General features: G+C 73.3%; 18 protein-coding genes and 1 pseudogene. 10 read left to right on the forward strand and 9 right to left on the reverse strand.

What is annotated here, in order from left to right; all coding sequences use genetic code 11:
* Positions 1-231: 231 nt before the first annotated feature.
* The 4 genes and pseudogenes from ACGFRF_RS18110 to ACGFRF_RS18125 all read left to right on the forward strand — a co-directional run.
* A complete protein-coding gene (locus ACGFRF_RS18110) occupies positions 232-1,758 on the forward strand; it encodes a S8 family serine peptidase (RefSeq protein ID WP_393740953.1) in 1,527 nt (508 codons plus the stop codon).
* 78 nt (positions 1,759-1,836) lie between these two features.
* Positions 1,837-3,360: a S8 family serine peptidase gene (locus ACGFRF_RS18115; protein WP_393740954.1), complete on the forward strand. Its 1,524-nt coding sequence runs from the start codon at positions 1,837-1,839 to the stop codon at positions 3,358-3,360.
* 73 nt (positions 3,361-3,433) lie between these two features.
* Positions 3,434-4,810, forward strand: coding sequence for a CoA transferase (locus ACGFRF_RS18120; protein ID WP_393740955.1), 1,377 nt, complete (start codon positions 3,434-3,436; stop codon positions 4,808-4,810).
* 100 nt (positions 4,811-4,910) lie between these two features.
* A pseudogene (locus ACGFRF_RS18125) lies at positions 4,911-5,249 on the forward strand (hypothetical protein); the annotation flags it as partial.
* A gap of 9 nt (positions 5,250-5,258) precedes the next feature.
* On the opposite strand, the gene ACGFRF_RS18130 reads toward ACGFRF_RS18125, so the two are convergent.
* Both ACGFRF_RS18130 and ACGFRF_RS18135 read right to left on the reverse strand, forming a co-directional pair.
* Entirely contained in the window at positions 5,259-6,308 is a 1,050-nt protein-coding gene (locus tag ACGFRF_RS18130; RefSeq protein WP_393740956.1) for a zinc-dependent alcohol dehydrogenase family protein, read from the reverse strand.
* 114 nt (positions 6,309-6,422) lie between these two features.
* Positions 6,423-7,133 (reverse strand): VIT family protein, encoded by a 711-nt coding sequence (locus ACGFRF_RS18135; protein ID WP_393740957.1) that lies wholly within the window; start codon positions 7,131-7,133, stop codon positions 6,423-6,425.
* Positions 7,134-7,605: 472 nt separating this feature from the next.
* Between ACGFRF_RS18135 and ACGFRF_RS18140 the strand changes: the two genes are divergently transcribed.
* The 5 genes from ACGFRF_RS18140 to ACGFRF_RS18160 all read left to right on the forward strand — a co-directional run bounded on the left by ACGFRF_RS18140 (position 7,606) and on the right by ACGFRF_RS18160 (position 12,475).
* Complete coding sequence (locus ACGFRF_RS18140; protein ID WP_393740958.1) at positions 7,606-8,589, forward strand: DEDDh family exonuclease; 984 nt, start codon at positions 7,606-7,608, stop codon at positions 8,587-8,589.
* A 178-nt stretch (positions 8,590-8,767) separates the two neighbouring features.
* Positions 8,768-9,001, forward strand: a complete 234-nt coding sequence (locus ACGFRF_RS18145) for a hypothetical protein (RefSeq protein WP_190018425.1) — start codon at positions 8,768-8,770, stop codon at positions 8,999-9,001.
* 49 nt (positions 9,002-9,050) lie between these two features.
* A complete protein-coding gene (locus tag ACGFRF_RS18150) occupies positions 9,051-9,848 on the forward strand; it encodes an SURF1 family protein (RefSeq protein WP_393740959.1) in 798 nt (265 codons plus the stop codon).
* An 82-nt stretch (positions 9,849-9,930) separates the two neighbouring features.
* A complete protein-coding gene (locus ACGFRF_RS18155) occupies positions 9,931-11,715 on the forward strand; it encodes a glycoside hydrolase family 15 protein (RefSeq protein WP_393740960.1) in 1,785 nt (594 codons plus the stop codon).
* Between the two features lie 4 nt (positions 11,716-11,719).
* Complete coding sequence (locus tag ACGFRF_RS18160) at positions 11,720-12,475, forward strand: SDR family oxidoreductase (protein WP_393740962.1); 756 nt, start codon at positions 11,720-11,722, stop codon at positions 12,473-12,475.
* Between the two features lie 46 nt (positions 12,476-12,521).
* Here the strand turns inward: ACGFRF_RS18160 and amaP are convergent, their stop codons facing one another.
* From amaP to ACGFRF_RS18185, 5 genes are read right to left on the reverse strand one after another with little or no spacing between them, the layout of a single operon-like run.
* The gene (gene amaP, locus ACGFRF_RS18165; protein WP_393740964.1) at positions 12,522-13,112 is read right to left on the reverse strand and encodes an alkaline shock response membrane anchor protein AmaP; all 591 of its coding nucleotides are present in this window, start codon (positions 13,110-13,112) and stop codon (positions 12,522-12,524) included.
* Positions 13,109-13,747, reverse strand: a complete 639-nt coding sequence (locus ACGFRF_RS18170) for a DUF6286 domain-containing protein (protein WP_393740966.1) — start codon at positions 13,745-13,747, stop codon at positions 13,109-13,111. Before ACGFRF_RS18170 ends, amaP begins: the two co-directional genes overlap by 4 nt.
* Positions 13,744-14,127 carry a hypothetical protein gene (locus ACGFRF_RS18175; RefSeq protein WP_393740968.1) on the reverse strand — a complete coding sequence of 128 codons (384 nt, stop codon included), beginning with the start codon at positions 14,125-14,127 and terminating at the stop codon, positions 13,744-13,746. The genes ACGFRF_RS18170 and ACGFRF_RS18175 overlap by 4 nt, the downstream gene beginning before the upstream one ends.
* Positions 14,124-14,318, reverse strand: a complete 195-nt coding sequence (locus tag ACGFRF_RS18180; RefSeq protein WP_393740970.1) for a hypothetical protein — start codon at positions 14,316-14,318, stop codon at positions 14,124-14,126. Before ACGFRF_RS18180 ends, ACGFRF_RS18175 begins: the two co-directional genes overlap by 4 nt.
* Before the next feature lie 47 nt (positions 14,319-14,365).
* Complete coding sequence (locus ACGFRF_RS18185; RefSeq protein WP_393740972.1) at positions 14,366-14,839, reverse strand: Asp23/Gls24 family envelope stress response protein; 474 nt, start codon at positions 14,837-14,839, stop codon at positions 14,366-14,368.
* An 86-nt stretch (positions 14,840-14,925) separates the two neighbouring features.
* Between ACGFRF_RS18185 and ACGFRF_RS18190 the strand changes: the two genes are divergently transcribed.
* Positions 14,926-15,651: a nucleopolyhedrovirus P10 family protein gene (locus tag ACGFRF_RS18190; RefSeq protein ID WP_393740974.1), complete on the forward strand. Its 726-nt coding sequence runs from the start codon at positions 14,926-14,928 to the stop codon at positions 15,649-15,651.
* A 114-nt stretch (positions 15,652-15,765) separates the two neighbouring features.
* Here ACGFRF_RS18190 and ACGFRF_RS18195 read toward each other — a convergent pair whose 3' ends face one another.
* Together ACGFRF_RS18195 and ACGFRF_RS18200 are read right to left on the reverse strand one after the other, a co-directional pair.
* Positions 15,766-16,569, reverse strand: coding sequence for an enoyl-CoA hydratase/isomerase family protein (locus ACGFRF_RS18195; RefSeq protein ID WP_393740976.1), 804 nt, complete (start codon positions 16,567-16,569; stop codon positions 15,766-15,768).
* A 150-nt stretch (positions 16,570-16,719) separates the two neighbouring features.
* Complete coding sequence (locus ACGFRF_RS18200; protein WP_010355597.1) at positions 16,720-16,941, reverse strand: helix-turn-helix domain-containing protein; 222 nt, start codon at positions 16,939-16,941, stop codon at positions 16,720-16,722.
* Between the last annotated feature and the right edge of the window lie 49 nt (positions 16,942-16,990).

Genomic DNA, 16,990 nt, shown 5'->3' on the forward strand with positions numbered 1-16,990 from the left:
CACGTTACCGTCAGTCGTCTCTCGGCTTCCGTGCGTGATCTCGGCGGGGGCCACGATCCTGCTGGGCCCTCCGTCCACGGTCACGGCGTCACGCGCGGAGCGGTTCAAGTCCGCCGGGCTCTTTCGGAGATGAGGCGCGGAAGATAGCTTCGGCCTGCACCACCGTCATGTTCCTGCCCGAGCACCACTTGTGTCTCGGGCGGTTTCGTATCCGGATGATGTGGAGATCCCATGGTTCATCTGCGTTCCAGACGCCGGCTCGCGCTCGCCGTGCCGGTCGTGCTGTCGCTGACCGCCTCGCTCGGCTTCCTGCCGACGGCGGCCTCCGCCGCACCCACGAAGGCAACGGCGGCGCGGGCGACGGACGGCCCGAACCTCGCGTACGTGGTCAACACCCGGACGGACCGCCGCACGATCGAGTCCGTGCGGCGGGAGATCACGCGCAACGGCGGCACTGTCGTGGCCGGTTACGACAGGATAGGTGTGATCGTCGTCCACTCCGCGAACCCGGACTTCGGGTCGCGGATCCGGGCGGTGCGCGGGGTGGAGTCGGCGGGTGCCACCCGTACGGCGGCGCTGAGCGCGGCGGGGACGACGGACGAGGGCGCGGTGCAGGTCCTGTCCGGGGCGGAGGCCGCGAAGCTCGCTCAGGGCGCCGCCGCGGGCGAGGAGCCGCTGGAGGCGGACCAGTGGGACCTGCGGGCGATCGGCGCCGACCGGGCCGCGCGGATCGACCCGGGCAGCCGGAACGTGACCGTCGGCGTGATCGACACGGGCGTCGACGACACCCACCCGGACATAGCGCCCAACTTCTCCGCCTCCCAGTCGGCGAACTGTGTGAGCGGCAAGGCGGACACGACGTACGGCGCGTGGCGGCCGGTGGACGCCGACCACTACCACGGCACCCATGTGGCCGGTGAGATAGCCGCGGCCCGCAACGGGACGGGCGTGGCCGGTGTGGCGCCGGGCGTGAAGGTCGCGAGCATCACGGTGGCCCAGCCGGACGCGAACTCGCTGTTCTTCCCGGAGAGCGTGGTCTGCGCGTTCGTGTTCGCCGCCGACCACGGCATCGAGATCACCAACAACAGCTACTACGTTGATCCGTGGCTGTACAACTGCATGGACGACCCCGATCAACGTGCCATTGTCGATGCGGTCAACAGGGCCCAGCTGTACGCCCAGCGCAAGGGCACGCTCAATGTGGCCTCGGCGGGCAACTCCAACGACGACCTGGACGCGGACGCGATCGTGGACGACTCCAGCCCCGACGACTCGACGCCGCGGACCCGCACGGTCGACCCGCACGAGTGCTACGACATACCGACCCAGCTGCCCGGTGTGGTGACCGTGAGCGCGGTGGGGGTGAAGGGCACCAAGTCGTACTACTCCAGCTACGGGCGGGGGGTCGTCGACGTGGCGGGGCCGGGCGGCGACAAGTACCAGATCCCGGACACGCCGTCGAAGAACGGCCGCATCCTGTCCACGCTGCCGAACAACCAGTACGGCTTCCTCCAGGGCACGTCGATGGCCTCCCCGCACGTGGCCGCGGTGGCCGCGCTGCTGAAGTCGACCCACCCGCACGCCACTCCGGCCCAGCTGCAGCGCCTGCTGAAGGCCCAGGCGGACAACCCGAGCTGCCCGGCCGGCCCCTACGACGGTGACGGCGACGGGGTCGTGGACGCGACCTGCGCCGGGGGCACGCGCGTCAACGGCTTCTACGGCTTCGGCATCGTCGACGCGCTGCGCGCAGTCAAGTAGCAGTCAGGCGAACGGCACCCCACGAGGACTTCCCGCACGGCACGCTCGTACCGCGAACGAACTGGAGAGAACTGACCCATGACAGCGCCCAAGTCGCGCTACCGCCGCGCCCTCGCGATCCCGGCCGGGATGGCCCTGGCGACGGCACTCGCGTTCCTGCCCGACGTGACCGCCTCCGCCGCGGACAACGCTCCGGCGGCCACCGCCGAGGGCCCCGCGCTCAGCTATGTCGTCAACGTCCCTCCCGGTCACGGCGTCTCCTCGCACGTGCGGAAGGCGATCGCCGAGGCCGGGGGTTCGGTGGTGATCGCGTACGACCGGATCGGCGTGATCGTCGTCCACTCGGCCAACCCCGGCTTCGCCCAGCGGATCCGCACCGTGCACGGGGTGGACTCGGCCGGGGCCACGCGCAACGCGCCGCTGCCCGCCCAGTCCACCACCGACGTGGGCACGCCGAAGGTGCTGAGCGCCGAGGAGGTCGGCGAGGCCGGCACCCAAGCGGCCGGCGGCCAGGACCCGCTGGAGCCGCTCCAGTGGGACCTGCCGGCCATCAAGGCGGACAAGGCGCACGAGAAGACCCTGGGCAGCCGGGACGTGACCGTCGCCGTCATCGACACGGGCGTCGACGACACCCACCCGGACATCGCGCCGAACTTCGACCGTGACGCGTCCGCCAACTGCGTGTCGGGCAAGCCGGACACGACGGACGGCGGCTGGCGTCCGAGCGCGTCGGAGAGCCCGCACGGCACCCACGTGGCGGGCGAGATCGCGGCCGCCAAGAACGGCGTGGGCGTCACGGGCGTGGCACCGGGCGTCAAGGTGGCGGGCATCAAGGTCGCCAACCCGGACGGGTACTTCTACACGGAGTCCGTGGTGTGCGGCTTCGTGTGGGCGGCCGAGCACCACGTCGACGTGACCAACAACAGCTACTACACCGATCCGTGGTACTTCAACTGCACCACCGACCCGGACCAGAAGGCGCTCGTGGACGCCATCACCCGGGCCTCGCGGTACGCGGAGAAGAAGGGCACGGTCAACGTCGCGGCGGCCGGCAACGAGAGCTACGACCTCGCGTCCGACTCGATCACCGACCCGGTCTCCCCGAACGACGGCACCCCGTCGGACCGGGTGATCGACCCGCACGAGTGCTACGACATACCGACCCAGCTGCCGGGCGTGGTGACCGTCGCGTCGACCGGCGCGAAGGGCCTGAAGTCGTCCTTCTCCAACTACGGCCTCGGAGTGATCGACATCGCCGCGCCCGGCGGTGACTCGACGGCCTACCAGAAGCCGGAGCCCCCGGCGACCAGCGGCCTCATCCTGGGCCCGCTGCCGGGCGGCAGGTGGGGGTACATGGCCGGTACGTCGATGGCGACCCCGCACGTCGCCGGCGTCGCCGCATTGATCAAGTCCACCCATCCGCACGCCCCCGCGGCCCTGGTGAAGGCACTGCTGTACGCGCAGGCCAACGCCACGCCGTGCACGGACCCGTACGACATCAACGGCGACGGCAAGGTCGACGCCGTGTGCGAGGGGTCGAAGAACTACAACGGCTTCTACGGCTGGGGCACGACGGACGCACTGGCCGCGGTGACGAAGTAGACCCCGGCCCCGAACCCGCCCCGTCCGGGCCCAGCTCAATATATTGATTCAGTCAATACTGCATAGTGCAGTCATGACTGACATCAAGTTCGCCTGGTCCGCTCTGGGTGGCGATCCCGCCCACCTCGCACGGGTCACCACCGTGGCGCGGGAAGGCGCGCTCGAGGCGCGCCTTCCCGTACGGCAGCTCGCCCGCGCGTGCGTCGGCGCGTGTGCGCTGGCGGCCGCGGAGCTGGCGGCCCGACGCGCCGGGCTCGGCGAGCTGCCCGGCGTCCGGGTCGACGACGGCGCGGTCGCGGCCGCCTTCCACAGCGAGCGTCTGCTCCGGATCGACGGCCGGGCACCGGTGTCCTTCGCGCCGCTGTCGCGGTTCTGGCGGACGGCCGACGGCTGGCTGCGCACGCACGCCAACTACCCGCACCACCGGGCCCGGTTGCTCCGTGCGCTGGGCCTGCCGGAGGCCCTCTCGGTGGCAGAGGTGGCCGCACGGTTCGCCGAACTGCCCGCCCTGGAGGCGGAGGAGGCCGTGTACGGCGCCGGCGGCCTCGCCGTCGCCCTGCGTACCCCGCAGGAGTGGGGAGCGCACGAGCAGGCCGCCGCGGTGGCCGCCCGGCCGCTGGTCGAGCGGGCGCGGCTGGACACGGCTCCCGCGCGCGTGCTTCCGCCGCTGGACTCCACCACCGCTCCCCTGCTGCCCGCCGCCGGACTGCGCGTCCTCGACCTGACCCGGGTCCTGGCGGGCCCGGTCGCCACCCGCACCCTCGCCCTGCTCGGCGCGGACGTCCTGCGCGTGGACGCCCCGTGGCTGCCCGAACTGCCGGACCAGCAGGCCGACACGGGCTTCGGGAAGCGGTCGGCGACTCTCGATCTCGGCACCGACCGGGGCGGGTTCGAGGAGTTGCTCGGCTCGGCGGACGTCGTGGTCACCGGCTACCGGCCGGGCGCCCTCGACCGGTTCGGGCTCTCCCCCGAGGCACTGATCGCGCGCCGCCCCGGCCTGGTCGTCGCACAGGTCTCGGCGTGGGGCGCGTACGGGCCCTGGGGCGGGCGGCGTGGCTTCGACAGCCTGGTGCAGGTCGCGACCGGCATCGCGGCGACCGAGGGCTCGGCCGGGGAGCCGGGCGCGCTGCCCGCGCAGGCCCTGGACCACGGCACCGGCTATCTGCTGGCGGCGGCCGTGCTGCGGGCGCTGACCGAGCAGTCGTACGACGGACACAGCCGGTGCGTACGACTGGCGCTCGCCCGGACCGCCCACTGGCTGACGGACGGTATCCGGCCGGAGCCGGCCACGGGGACGCCGTACGAGGGCCCCGGGGCCTGGCTGGCCGAGACGGACGGCCCGCTCGGCCGGCTGCGGCACGCCCTGCCGCCCGTGTCCTTCGCGGGCGGCCCGGCAAACTGGGCGCGGCCCGCGGTGCCCTGGGGTTCGGACCCGGCCGTCTGGCGGTGAACGCGCGCCCGGCCGGAAACGTACGTAGGGGCGGAATACCGTTGCGCCCGTTCTTTTCCCGGACTTGCCCGGTTCTGCGGCGGCCGGCGAAGATCACAGGGTGGCCGTGATACGACCGGCCGCCGAGACGACCGACGCCGGCGGCACCGCCCGGCGCACCGGTACGGCCGGGCGGACCGGCACCGGCCGGGCCGTGGCCGTCCTGGTCCTGGTGGCTTCGGGCACCCTGCTCCCGCTGCTCGGGCCGTCCGCTGCGCTGCACGGCACCGTAGAGGCCGCCGCTCCGGGGGTGGGCGGCACAGCCCTGCTGCGCACCGTGCTCTTCGCGGCCCTGTGCGTACCCCTCGGTGAGCTGTTCGTGCACCGGCTCGCCCGGCGCCTGCCCGGCGCCCCGCCCGAACGGCCGCGCAGCCGGGCGTCGTTCGCGAGCGCCGCCGGCCCCAGCCGGTCAGCGGTCGTTGGTGACGAGCACCTTGAGGGCGGTGCGCTCGTCCATCGCCTTGTAGCCGTCCGGGACGCCCTCGATGCCGACGGTCATGTCGAACACCGGTGAGGGGTCGATCGTGCCGTCGAGGACGTCGGGCAGCAGGTCGGGGATGTAGGCGCGGACCGGGGCGACACCGCCGCGCAGGGCGAGGTTCCGGTCGAACATGACGCCGAGGTCCAGGCCGGTGCCGCTGCCGTGGGGCACACCCACGAAGCCGATCGCGCCGCCGTCCCGCGTGATGTTCACGGCCGTCCGCATGGACTGCTCGGTGCCGACCGCCTCGACGACGGCGTGCGCGCCCTGGCCGCGGGTGAGTTCCCGGACGGCCTCGACGGCCGCGTCCCCGCGCTCGGCGACCACGTCGGTGGCGCCGAAGCGGCGCGCGATGTCGGTGCGGACCTCGTGCCGGCCCAGCGCGATGATCCGCTCGGCGCCCAGCCGACCGGCGGCCAGCACCGCGCACAGGCCGACGGCGCCGTCACCGACCACGGCGACAGTGGCGCCGGGGCGGGCGCCCGCGCCGAGGGCGGCATGGTGGCCGGTACCGAGGACGTCGGAGAGGGTCAGCAGGGCGGACAGCAGGTGGTCGTCGGAGGCCGCCTCCTTGGGCAGCCGGACGAGGGTGCCGTCGGCGAACGGCACGCGCACGGCCTCGCCCTGGCCGCCGTCGTAGCCGACGGAGCCCCAGAAGCCGCCGTGCTCGCAGGACGTCGTCAGGCCCTCGCGGCAGTAGTCGCAGACCCCGTCGGACCACATGAAGGGCGCGACCACGAGATCGCCGCGCCGCACGGTGCCCACCTCGGAGCCGGTCTCCTCCACGACACCGAGGAACTCGTGGCCGATGCGCTGCCCCGGCTGACGGGCCGCCTCGCCCCGGTAGGCCCACAGGTCGCTGCCGCAGATGCAGGCGCGCAGCACCCGCACCACGGCGTCGGTGGGGAGCTGCACCACGGGCTCGGGCACGTCCTCCACGCGCATGTCGTACGGGGCGTGGATGGTGGTGGCGCGCATGGCGAGGGTCCTTCTCGTGCGGGGTGTCGTGCGTGCGCCCGGGGGGTGGTCGAGCGCACTTCACGGTACGCCGCGGCCGCGGCGGGCCGCGCGCCGAGGGTGCCCGTCCGCAGGTCAGATCCCCGCCGCCGCCAGCAGGCTGCCCGCCGCGTACGTGACCGCCATCGCCAGCGCCCCGCCCGCCACGTTGCGCAGGACCGCGCGTTCGGGGTTCGCCGCGCCGAGGCGGGCGCTGCTCCAGCCGGTGAGGACCAGGGCGGCCAGGACGGAGACGACGGTGACCGCGAGCCGCCAGGCGGCCGGGGGCAGGACCATGGCCAGCAGGGGCAGCAGCGCGCCCACGGTGAACGCCAGGAAGCTCGCCCAGGCCGCGTGCCAGGGGTTGGCCAGCTCGTCCGGGTCGATGCCCAGCTCCACGCGCGCGTGGGCCCGCAGCGCGTCCCGCGCGGTGAGCTGCTCGGCGGCCTCCCGGGCCACCCCCCGGGACAGTCCACGCGCCTCCAGCAGTTCGGTCAGCTCCTCCAGTTCGGCCTCCGGCTGCTCCTTCAGCTCCCGTCTCTCCATGGCCAGCGCGGCCATCTCGGAGTCGCGCTGGGTGGAGACGGAGACGTACTCGCCGGCCGCCATGGACATCGATCCGGCGAGCAGGCCGGCCAGTCCGGCGGTGAGCAGGGCGGCCCGGCTCTCGGTCGCGCCGGCCACGCCGACGACGAGTCCCGCGGTGGAGACGATGCCGTCGTTCGCGCCCAGCACCGCGGCTCGCAGCCAGTTCAGCCGCGAGCCGAGCGCGCCCCCGTGGGCCTCGTTGTGGGTGGGTTCCGTCACAGCAGGGAGGATCGCACCATCGGGTGGACCCGTGCCGTACCGACGCTCACCCGAGACGAGCGGTGGGATGCCGGCGCTCCCGTCCCACGCGTGCGTGGACTTCGGCGCCGTTCACGCGCGAACGGGCCTGCCGCGGCGACCGCTCCTCGAGCCGGGTCGTGGTCGGCGCCCTCGACGCGCGGACCGGCCGCGGCCGGGGCGGAGCCCTTGCGCAGGACCGGAGCTTCCGCTTCGAGTTCGGCGGCCTCCTTCTGACGGACCACCACCTGCACCACGTGAGGGCGCGCGGGGACACGGGAGTTGGCGCCGGCCCCGTCGGCACCGCGCCACGGAGCATGAGCGACACGCGCGCGTGTGTACGGCTGGACACGCGCACGCGTGTGCGGCGGCCGAGCGGCAGGACGGGCCCGCGGCCCCGCGGCCGGCACCTGAGTAAGGGGGCTGTCGGTCGTGGCCCGTATCCTCAGTGACCATGCTCGAAGACCGTGCGACCGCAGTGTCCTCCCCCACCCAGTGGCCGGCCGCGTATCCCCAGGGATACGCGGTCGTTGACGTGGAGACCACCGGCCTGGCCCGGGACGACCGGATCATCTCGGCGGCCGTCTACCGGCTGGACGCACGCGGCGAGGTCGAGGACCACTGGTACACGCTGGTCAACCCGGAGCGCGATCCGGGACCGGTGTGGATACACGGTCTGACGAGCGAGGTGCTCGAAGGGGCGCCGCTGTTCGCGGACGTCGCCGAGGAGTTCGCCGCCCGCCTGGACGGCCGGGTGCTGGTCGCGCACAACGCCGTCTTCGACTGGCAGATGATCGCGCGCGAGTACGCGCGCGTGCGCCGCGAGGCCCCGGTGCGTCAGCGGCTGTGCACCATCGCCCTGTCGAAGGAGCTGGGCCTGCCGCTGCCCAACTTCAAACTGGAGTCGCTCGCGGCGCACTTCGGGGTCGTGCAACAGCGGGCGCACCACGCGCTGGACGACGCGCGCGTGCTGGCGGAGGCGTTCCGGCCCAGTCTGCGCGCGGCGGCGGCGGGCGGCGTACGGCTGCCCCTGCTGGAGTGCCGGCCGCTGACGGAGTGGTCGGACCGGCCCGTGCCCCGGCAGTCGTCCGGCGGCTACGGCGGCTACCGGCCCGGCGGTTGGCGCCCGTCCCGGAAGCGGCCCGCCTGCCCCCACCCCAACCCCGGACGGTACGAAGAGGGCAAACGCCTCAAGCAGGGCATGCGGGTGGCGTTCTCCGGCGACACCTCCACGGAGCGGGAGCTGCTGGAGGACCGGGCGGCCGAGGCCGGGTTGCACGTGGCCTCCAGCATCTCCCGGCTGACCAGCCTGCTGGTGACCAACGACCCCGACTCGGGCACGTCCAAGACGGTCAAGGCGCGGCAGTTCGGTACGCCGATCGTGGACGAGGCGGCCTTCGGGCAGTTGCTCGGGGATGTGGAGCCCGCCGACGAGTGACCGTGCGGGGGCCTTCGACGAGTGCCCGTGCGGAGGCCCTGGCGTCACACAACCGCCCCCTGCCCCCGCACGGGCATCCGATGCCAGACCGGCAGGTGATCGTACGAAAGGGTGATTGGCGTACGACTCACCCGGTGACCGCTCGCCCGTACCCCGACGACGGCCCACCCTGTGGCGCATGGCGACATGTGAAGTTTGCGGCAATGACTACGGAATGACCTTCGAGGTCCACGCGCAGGGCGCAGTACATGTGTTCGACTGCTTTTCCTGTGCGATCCATCGCATGGCCCCCCTCTGCGAGCACTGCCGGGTGCAGATCATCGGGCAGGGCGTCGAGGTGGAGGGCCACTGGTACTGCGGCGCCCACTGCGCCCGGGCGGAGGGGAGGACGGGAGTCGTGGACCGGGTGTGACCCGGTACCCGCCTGATCGCACCCCACGGCTCGGAGGTACCGTCGTGGGGTGCACCGCTACCGCTTCCTGTTGTCCCGCCAGTGGGTGATCCTCACGCTCGTCGCGATCGCACTGATCCCGACGATGATCAAGTTGGGCTTCTGGCAGCAGCACCGGTACGAGGAGCGCACCGCCCGCAACGACCTCGTCTCCAGCGCGCTGCACGCCGAGCCGGTCCCGGTGGAGCGGCTGACCTCTGTCGGGCACACGGTGACCCGCGCCGAGAAGTACCGCACGGTCACCGCGACCGGCACCTTCGACACCGCCAGGGAGGTCGTGGTCCGGCGCCGGACCAGCTCCGACGGCGAGGTCGGCTTCCACGTCCTCACCCCGTTCGTCCTCACCGACGGCAAGGTGCTCCTCGTCAACCGCGGCTGGATCCCCGCGAACGGCGTGCAGACCGCCTTCCCGAAAATTCCCGCACCGCCTGCCGGCCGCACCACCCTGACCGGGCGGCTGAAGGCCGACGAGACGACCGCGGCGAGCGGCATCAAGAACGTCAAGGGCCTCCCGGACCGGCAGATCATGCTGATCAACAGCGCGGAGGAGGCGCGGCGGCTCGGCGCGCAGGTGCTCGGTGGCTATGTCGAGCAGACGGCGCCCGCGCCCAAGGGCGGCTCCCCGGAGCAGATCTCCGACCCCGGCAGCGAGGACGCGCCGCTGAACTACGCGTACATGATCCAGTGGTGGCTGTTCGCGGCGGCGGTTCCGGTCGGCTGGTGGTTCCTCGTCCGGCGCGAGATCCGCGACCGGGAGGAGACCGCGGCGGAGCGCACGCCGGAGGAGAGCGAACCCGCCACGGTCTGAGCGGGCCCCGGCCGCCGTGGAAGCGTCACTCCCCCGGCGCACCACCTGATTGGCCTCCTGATCCGCCGGGAAACCGGACCCCGTGAACGCGCGCATCGAGGACTACGCCCTCATCGGCGACGAACAGACCGCCGCCCTCGTCGGCAAGGACGGCTCGATCGACTGGCTGTGCCTGCCCCGCTTCGACTCCGGCGCCTGCTTCGCAAGACTCCTGGGCGACGAGGACCACGGCCACTGGCGGATCGCCCCCAAGGGAGCGGACACCTGCACCCGCCGCGCCTACCGGTCCGACACCCTCGTCCTGGACACCGAGTGGGAGACCGCCGACGGCACGGTGCGCGTCATCGACCTGATGCCGCAGCGCGAACGCGCCCCCGACGTCGTCCGCATCGTCGAAGGGATCAGCGGCCGGGTCACCGTCCACAGTGCCCTGCGCCTGCGCTTCGACTACGGCTCGATCATGCCGTGGGTGCGCCGCTCGGACGGCCACCGGGTGGCCATCGCGGGCCCGGACTCGGTGTGGCTGCGCTCCGAGCCGGCCGTACGCACCTGGGGCGAGGACTTCGGAACCCACTCCGAGTTCACCGTCGCGGAAGGCGAGCGGGTGGCGTTCGTGCTCACCTGGCACCCCTCGCACGAGCGGCGCCCACCGCTGATCGACCCGTACGAGGCACTGAGCACCAGCATCCGGGACTGGCGGCGCTGGGCGGGACGCTGCCGGTACGACGGGCCGTACCGGGACGTCGTCGTACGGTCCCTGATCACTCTCAAGGCGCTCACCTACGCCCCGACCGGCGGGATCGTCGCAGCGGCCACCACCTCGCTGCCCGAGGAACTGGAGGGTGTGCGCAACTGGGACTACCGCTACTGCTGGCTGCGCGACTCCACCCTCACCCTCGGCGCCCTGCTGTCCGCGGGCTACCACACGGAGGCCGAGGCCTGGCGCGACTGGCTGCTGCGCGCGGTCGCGGGAGACCCGGCGGACCTGCAGATCATGTACGGAGTGGCGGGCGAGCGACGGCTGCCGGAGTGGGAACTGCCCTGGCTGCCCGGTTTCGCCGGCTCCGCGCCCGTACGGGTCGGCAACAGCGCCGTCGAGCAGCTCCAGCTGGACGTGTACGGCGAGGTCATGGACTCGCTGTCCCTGGCCCGCGCCGCCGGCCTGCCCACCAAGCCGCACATGTGGTCGCTGCAGCGCTCGCTGATGGAGTTCCTCGAGTCGGCCTGGCGGCAGCCCGACGAGAGCCTGTGGGAGGTGCGCGGCGGCCGGCGCCAGTTCGTGCACTCGAAGGTGATGGTGTGGGTGGCCGCCGACCGCGCCGTACGGACCCTGGAGAAGTACCCGGAGCTGCACGGCGATCTGGACGGCTGGTGGGCGATGCGTGACGAGGTGCACCGGGAGGTGTGCGACAAGGGCTTCGATCCCGAACGCAACACGTTCACCCAGTACTACGGCTCGCGCGAGCTGGACGCCGCCCTGCTGCTCATCCCCCGCGTCGGCTTCCTGCCGCCCGACGATCCGCGGGTGCTCGGCACGGTCGACGCGATCCGCGCGGACCTCGACCACGGCGGTCTCCTGCGCCGGTACGACACCGACGCGGTCGGCGTGGACGGGATGCCCGGCGGCGAGGGCGCCTTCCTGGCCTGCTCCTTCTGGCTCGCGCAGGCCCTGCATGTGACGGGCCGCGGGGACGAGGCCCGGGAGTTGTTCGAACGACTGGTGGGCCTCGTCAACGACGTGGGCCTGCTGGCCGAGGAGTACGACCCGGACCTGGGCTGTCAGCTGGGCAACTATCCGCAGGCCTTCAGCCACATCGCCCTGGTGAACACCGCCCTCACGCTGTTCGGGGCCGACGAGGCAGGATAGGGCCATGGATCTTGGACTGAAGGACCGGGTGTACGTCGTCACCGGAGCGACGCGCGGGCTGGGCAACGCGGCCGCGCGGGAACTCGTCGCCGACGGGGCGAAGGTGGTCATCACCGGCCGGGACGAGAAGCGGGTCGCCGACGCCGCCGCCGAACTGGGCCCGAACGCGGTGGGCATGGCCGTGGACAACGCCGACGCGCAGGCGGCCGAGCGGCTGATCGCGGCCGCCCGGGAGCACTTCGGCGGCTTCCACGGGGTGCTGGTGAGCGTGGGCGGACCGCCACCCGGATTCGTCGCCGACAACACCGACGAGCAGTGGCGGGACGCGTTCGAGTCGGTGTTCCTCGGGGCGGTACGGCTCGCTCGCGCGGCGGCGGCGGAATTGGCGGAGGGCGGTGTCATCGGGTTCGTGCTGTCGGGGTCGGTGCACGAGCCGCTCCCCGGGCTGACCGTCTCCAACGGGCTGCGGCCCGGCCTCGCCGGGTTCGCCAAGTCGATCGCGGACGAGCTGGGGCCGCGCGGGATCCGCGTGGTCGGGCTGCTGCCGGCCCGTATCGACACGGATCGCGTGCGCGAGCTGGACGGGTTGTCCGCGGATCCGGCGGCCACTCGGGCGGCCAACGAGTCGCGGATTCCGTTGCGGCGGTACGGGGCGCCGGAGGAGTTCGGGCGAGTGGCGGCGTTCCTGCTGTCTCCGGCCGCTTCCTACTTGACCGGGATCATGGTGCCCGTCGACGGGGGGATGAGGCACGGGTTCTGAGGGCGGTTCCTCGTCAGGGTCAGGTCGGCGTCCTCGCCGTCGCCTGTCACGTCACCCTCTCCGCACGATGCCGGACCGCCCTCAGCCGCACCTCCGCCGGAAGTGCCGCCAGGCCCGCCGACTCCCGTGCGTGCCTCAGGGACCGGGCGGTGAAGTCGTGCAGGGCCGTCGCGGGGTCCACCTCGGGCTCCAGCCGCAGGCCGACGCGGGCCGCCGGTGCCGTACGACGGCCCGTCAGCCGGATCTCGGTGTGGGCCACGCCCTCCTGCTGGGCCGCCTCCTGCGCCAGGGCCGCCTCCAGGGCCCTGGTGCGCAGCAGGGCGCCCGCGCCGTCGCCGGTGTCGACCAGCACCTCGGCCAGGCGGCGCCGGCGCAGGATCGCCACCAGCCACCACAGGGCGAGCAGCACAAGGAGGGCCAGGGCGGCGATGACCGCCGGCCACCACCAGCCGGCGTCCGCCCAGCGGGTGCGCTCGGCCTCGCTGAGCAGGACGTCGTGCGGGCCGGTGTGCAGCCACCAGCGCGGCGGCCGTACGCCCAGGCCCACGGCCAGCACCGCGCCGCCCAGCGCGAGCAGCAACAGCCCCACCAGGCCGATCACTACGCGGTTCACGCGGCCCCTGTGCATCTGCCTCATCCCTTCCGTCCGGGCCGTCGGACGCGCACCGACAGCGCGGGCGGGCGGGCCAGCCCGAGTCCGGGGAGCGCGTCGGTGAGCGCCGCGTCCAGGTCGGTGTGTACGTCGTCGAGGTCGCGGAAGTGCGAGACCGCCCGGACGAGCGCCTTCCTCCGGCGCATCCGCACCTGTGCCGCCTGCACGCCGGAGATCTGCATCGCCCGGTCGCGCAGCACCAGGGCGGCCGCCTCACGCCTCAGTCCGGCGCGGACCTCCGGGCGCGGGCGCCGCATGGGCAGCAGACCGCGCAGGCCCGGTGTGCCGGCGAGCACGAGCAGCCACAGGCCGAGGGCGGCGGCGACGCCCGCCCCGACCAGCACCCAGGTGTCGTCCAGGGGCCGTTCGGTGAGCTGCCGGGCGAGGACGCGCCGCCAGCGCATCGCGGGGCGGTGGGCACGTACGGCGGCGATGTCGTACAGGAAGACGCCCGCACCGGCCAGCAGGAGCAGGGCCACGATGCCCGCCGGGACGCGGCGCGCCGACCAGAAGCGGCCGCTGCTCCCGGGCAGCGGGGGCGGTGGGGCGTCGGGGGTCTTGTCGCCGTCGAGGACGGGCAGCCGTTGGGTGGTGTCCTCGGGCGGCCGGGGCTCGCTCATGCCGTCCTCCCGTGGGCCGCGCCGGGGGCCGGTGCCAGGTGCAGCCGCTCGACCTGGACGGCGACCTCCCGCACCGCCATGTCCACCAACGTTCCTACGCGCTCCGTGACGTGGCGACGCACGACGGCACAGCGGGCGCCGATGTCGCAGGGGTACCCGAGGTCGACGTGCACCCGGACGCGGACCGTCTCGTGGTGGACGACGACCGTGGCGTGCGGCGCCGCGGCGCCGGCGGGCAGCGGGGCGAGCGCCTCGCGTGCGGCCTGGGTCGCGATCTTCGTGACGACCCGGTCGGCGATCCGGGTGGCGCCCCGCTCGCCGGGCGGCACGACGGCCACGGGCCGGCCTACCGTGCCGGTCTCCTCGCTCACGGCGGTCACCGCTGCCGGCCGCGCCGGTCACCGCGGGTGCGGAAGAAGTCATCCAGTTCCCAGTCGCCCTCCAGCAACCGGCCGACGACGAACCCGACGGCACCCAGGGCCGCCACCAGCAGGAAGGCACCGAAACCGCCGAAATAGCCGGCGAAACCCAGCGCCATTCCGGCGACCATGCCGATCATGGCCATATTCATGCTGCGCTCCTCAGCTCGTCAGGCGTGCGGTGTCCGGTGCCGTCGGCTCACTGGATCCGGGGTGCCGGCTCCTCTTCCTCCTCCTCTTCCGGGAGCTTGACATCGCTCACGGCGATGTTCACCTCGACGACCTCGAGCCCGGTCATGCGCTCCACCGCGCCGATCACGTTCTCCCGCACCGCGTGGGCCACGTCGGAGATGGCCACGCCGTAATCCACCACGATCTCCAGGTCGAGCGCGGTCTGCACCTCGCCGACCTCGGCCTTCACGCCCCGGGTCACCGATTTGCCGCCGCCGGGCACCCGGTCGCGCATCGCGCCGAAGGTGCGGGAGAGTCCGCTGCCCATGGCGTGGACGCCGAGGACATCCCGGGCGGCGAGGCCGGCGATCTTCTCCACGACGCCGTCGGCGATGGTCGTCCGCCCCCGGGTCGCCGGATCGCCTCCGCCGCGCCGGGTGGCCTTGCGAGTCGAGACCTGAGGTTCGGGGCCGCCCTCTGGGGTCGTCGTCATGTCGGTCATCGCCGCACGTCCCTTCGGTCGTCGTCCTACGACCACCGTAAGCAAGGTTGCCCGACTTCGCGCCACGGATACGGCAAGCTGGAGTAATGACGGCGGACCGGTGGACACAAGCAGTACGGCAGCAGGTGGCACTGGGCAGGCTGCTGCCGCTCGGTGGACCGCGCGACGGCGCGTGGATCGCGGAAGGCGCGGCGGCGGCGGTGCTGGGGCGCGCGGCGAGGGACGGGCTACCGCAGGTGCGGCTGGGCGCGCTGCGGATCGCGCTCGCCGATCCGGAGGAGACGCAGGAGCCCGTCGTACCGGGTCCGCCGGGGGCGCTGCCGCCCGGTGCGCTGCGGGTGACGGCGGACTTCGTGGCGACGGCCGCCGAGCCGCTGCCCGCGCTGGCGTCCCGGCTCCGGCTGACGCTGGCCACGGCCGCGACGGAGCGGCTCGGTCTCGCCGTGACGGAGGTGGACCTGCGGGTGACGGACCTGCTGGAGCCGGAGGGTGGGGCCACCACGGCGGTACGCGCGCCGCAGTCGACGCCCGCCCGGGAGGCGACGGACCCGGACGAGGCCCGGGTGGCCGCGGCCGCGCTGGCCGTCGCCGGGGTGACCGGACTGACGGGGTCGCTCGGCGGCCTCGGCCGGGCGGTGCACCTGCAGGAGCGCGTGGCGGTGGCCGCTCTGCCGCACCGGCACGTGCGCGTGGAACTGGCCACGAGCGCGGACCACCGGGCCGTGGACGTGGCCCGGCGGGTCCGCGAGGCCGTACGGGAATCGCTGGAGGACCACCCGACGGTGTCGGTGCTGATCACGGCGGTGAACTGACCGCTCCGTCCCGAGCAGCCTCACCTCACCCGCCCCGCTCGCCGTGGGCAGTCGTTCCACAGGCGGATCGGGTGGGCACGGCGACCGGCGCCGGGCGGTTGCCCGGCGCAGCGCTCATTCGCCCACGCCGGCCAGATCCCGCAGCCGCCGGGCCTGAGCAGCCCGCTCCGCGGCACGCTGGTCGTCGTACGTGCGGTCGAGGGCGCCCCGCAGCAACGCCTTGGTCTCCACGACCGCGTCCCGCGGCGCGGCGAGCAGCGCCGCCGCCAGGTCCCGTGCCGCGGCGTCGAGTTCGGCCGCGGGCACGGCGAGGTTGGCCAGCCCGCTCGTCACCGCCTCCTGGGCCCCGACGAACCGCCCGGTCACACAGATCTCGAGCGCGCGGGCGTACCCGACGAGACCGACCAGCGGGTGCGTGCCGGTCAGGTCCGGGACGATGCCCAGGCTGGTCTCGCGCATGGCGAACTGCACGTCGTCGGCGACGACCCTGAGGTCGCAGGCGAGCGCGAGCTGGAATCCGGCACCGATGGCATGCCCCTGGACGGCGGCGATGGACACGAGGTCGTTGCGCCGCCACCAGGTGAACGCCTCCTGGAATTCGGCGATGGTCGCGTCGAGCCCGGCGTCGTCACGGCGCGCGAGATCGGTGAAGGTCGGCTCGCCCGGGATCCCCTCCGGGGTGAACATCTGCCGGTCCAGCCCGGCGGAGAAGGATGCGCCCTCGCCACGCAGCACGACGACGCGGACGGAGCCCGGCAACAGCCGTCCGGCCTCCGTGAGCGCCCGCCACAGGGCGGGGCTCTGCGCGTTGCGCTTGGCCGGGTTGGTGAGCGTCACCGTGGCGAGCGTGTCGTCGACGGTGAGCCGTACGCCGTCCTTGTCGAGTACGGCAGCGAGGTCCTGGTCGGGCGAAGCCATGGGGCGCCTCCGATGGGTGCGGTCAGCAGAGCAGAGCTAAGTGACTGCACAGTAACCACCCGGCCGGTCGAGAGGCACCCCCAGGTCCTCAAGGCACTGAGGGGACCGCCGACCGGGTGGCCACCATCGAAGCCGATGGGCCGCCCGGAGTCAGGACGTAGCGGCCTTCTTGCCCCGGGTCGCTCCGCCACGCCCACGCAGCGTGACGCCCGACTCGCTGAGCATCCGGTGTACGAAGCCATACGAGCGGCCGGTCTCCTCGGCCAGCGCCCGGATGCTCGCACCGGAGTCGTACTTCTTCTTCAGGTCTGCCGCGAGCTTGTCGCGCGCGGCGCCGGTCACCCGGCTGCCCTTCTTCAGAGTCTCGGCCACCCGTGCCTCCTCATGGGAAGTGCGCTCTGGTCTCCTCATGATCACCCCT

The sequence above is a fragment of the Streptomyces sp. NPDC048521 genome (assembly GCF_043199855.1).
Classification (GTDB): Bacteria; Actinomycetota; Actinomycetes; order Streptomycetales; family Streptomycetaceae; genus Streptomyces.

Bases quoted from the DNA above. Each gene is read 5' to 3' on its own strand.
- ACGFRF_RS18110 (WP_393740953.1), top strand. From the start codon at position 232: ATGGTTCATCTGCGTTCCAGACGCCGGCTCGCGCTCGCCGTGCCGGTC.
- ACGFRF_RS18115 (WP_393740954.1), top strand. From the start codon at position 1,837: ATGACAGCGCCCAAGTCGCGCTACCGCCGCGCCCTCGCGATCCCGGCC.
- ACGFRF_RS18120 (WP_393740955.1), top strand. From the start codon at position 3,434: ATGACTGACATCAAGTTCGCCTGGTCCGCTCTGGGTGGCGATCCCGCC.
- ACGFRF_RS18130 (WP_393740956.1), bottom strand. From the start codon at position 6,308: ATGCGCGCCACCACCATCCACGCCCCGTACGACATGCGCGTGGAGGAC.
- ACGFRF_RS18140 (WP_393740958.1), top strand. From the start codon at position 7,606: ATGCTCGAAGACCGTGCGACCGCAGTGTCCTCCCCCACCCAGTGGCCG.
- ACGFRF_RS18145 (WP_190018425.1), top strand. From the start codon at position 8,768: ATGGCGACATGTGAAGTTTGCGGCAATGACTACGGAATGACCTTCGAG.
- ACGFRF_RS18160 (WP_393740962.1), top strand. From the start codon at position 11,720: ATGGATCTTGGACTGAAGGACCGGGTGTACGTCGTCACCGGAGCGACG.
- amaP (WP_393740964.1), bottom strand. From the start codon at position 13,112: ATGAGGCAGATGCACAGGGGCCGCGTGAACCGCGTAGTGATCGGCCTG.
- ACGFRF_RS18170 (WP_393740966.1), bottom strand. From the start codon at position 13,747: ATGAGCGAGCCCCGGCCGCCCGAGGACACCACCCAACGGCTGCCCGTC.
- ACGFRF_RS18180 (WP_393740970.1), bottom strand. From the start codon at position 14,318: ATGAATATGGCCATGATCGGCATGGTCGCCGGAATGGCGCTGGGTTTC.
- ACGFRF_RS18185 (WP_393740972.1), bottom strand. From the start codon at position 14,839: ATGACCGACATGACGACGACCCCAGAGGGCGGCCCCGAACCTCAGGTC.
- ACGFRF_RS18190 (WP_393740974.1), top strand. From the start codon at position 14,926: ATGACGGCGGACCGGTGGACACAAGCAGTACGGCAGCAGGTGGCACTG.
- ACGFRF_RS18195 (WP_393740976.1), bottom strand. From the start codon at position 16,569: ATGGCTTCGCCCGACCAGGACCTCGCTGCCGTACTCGACAAGGACGGC.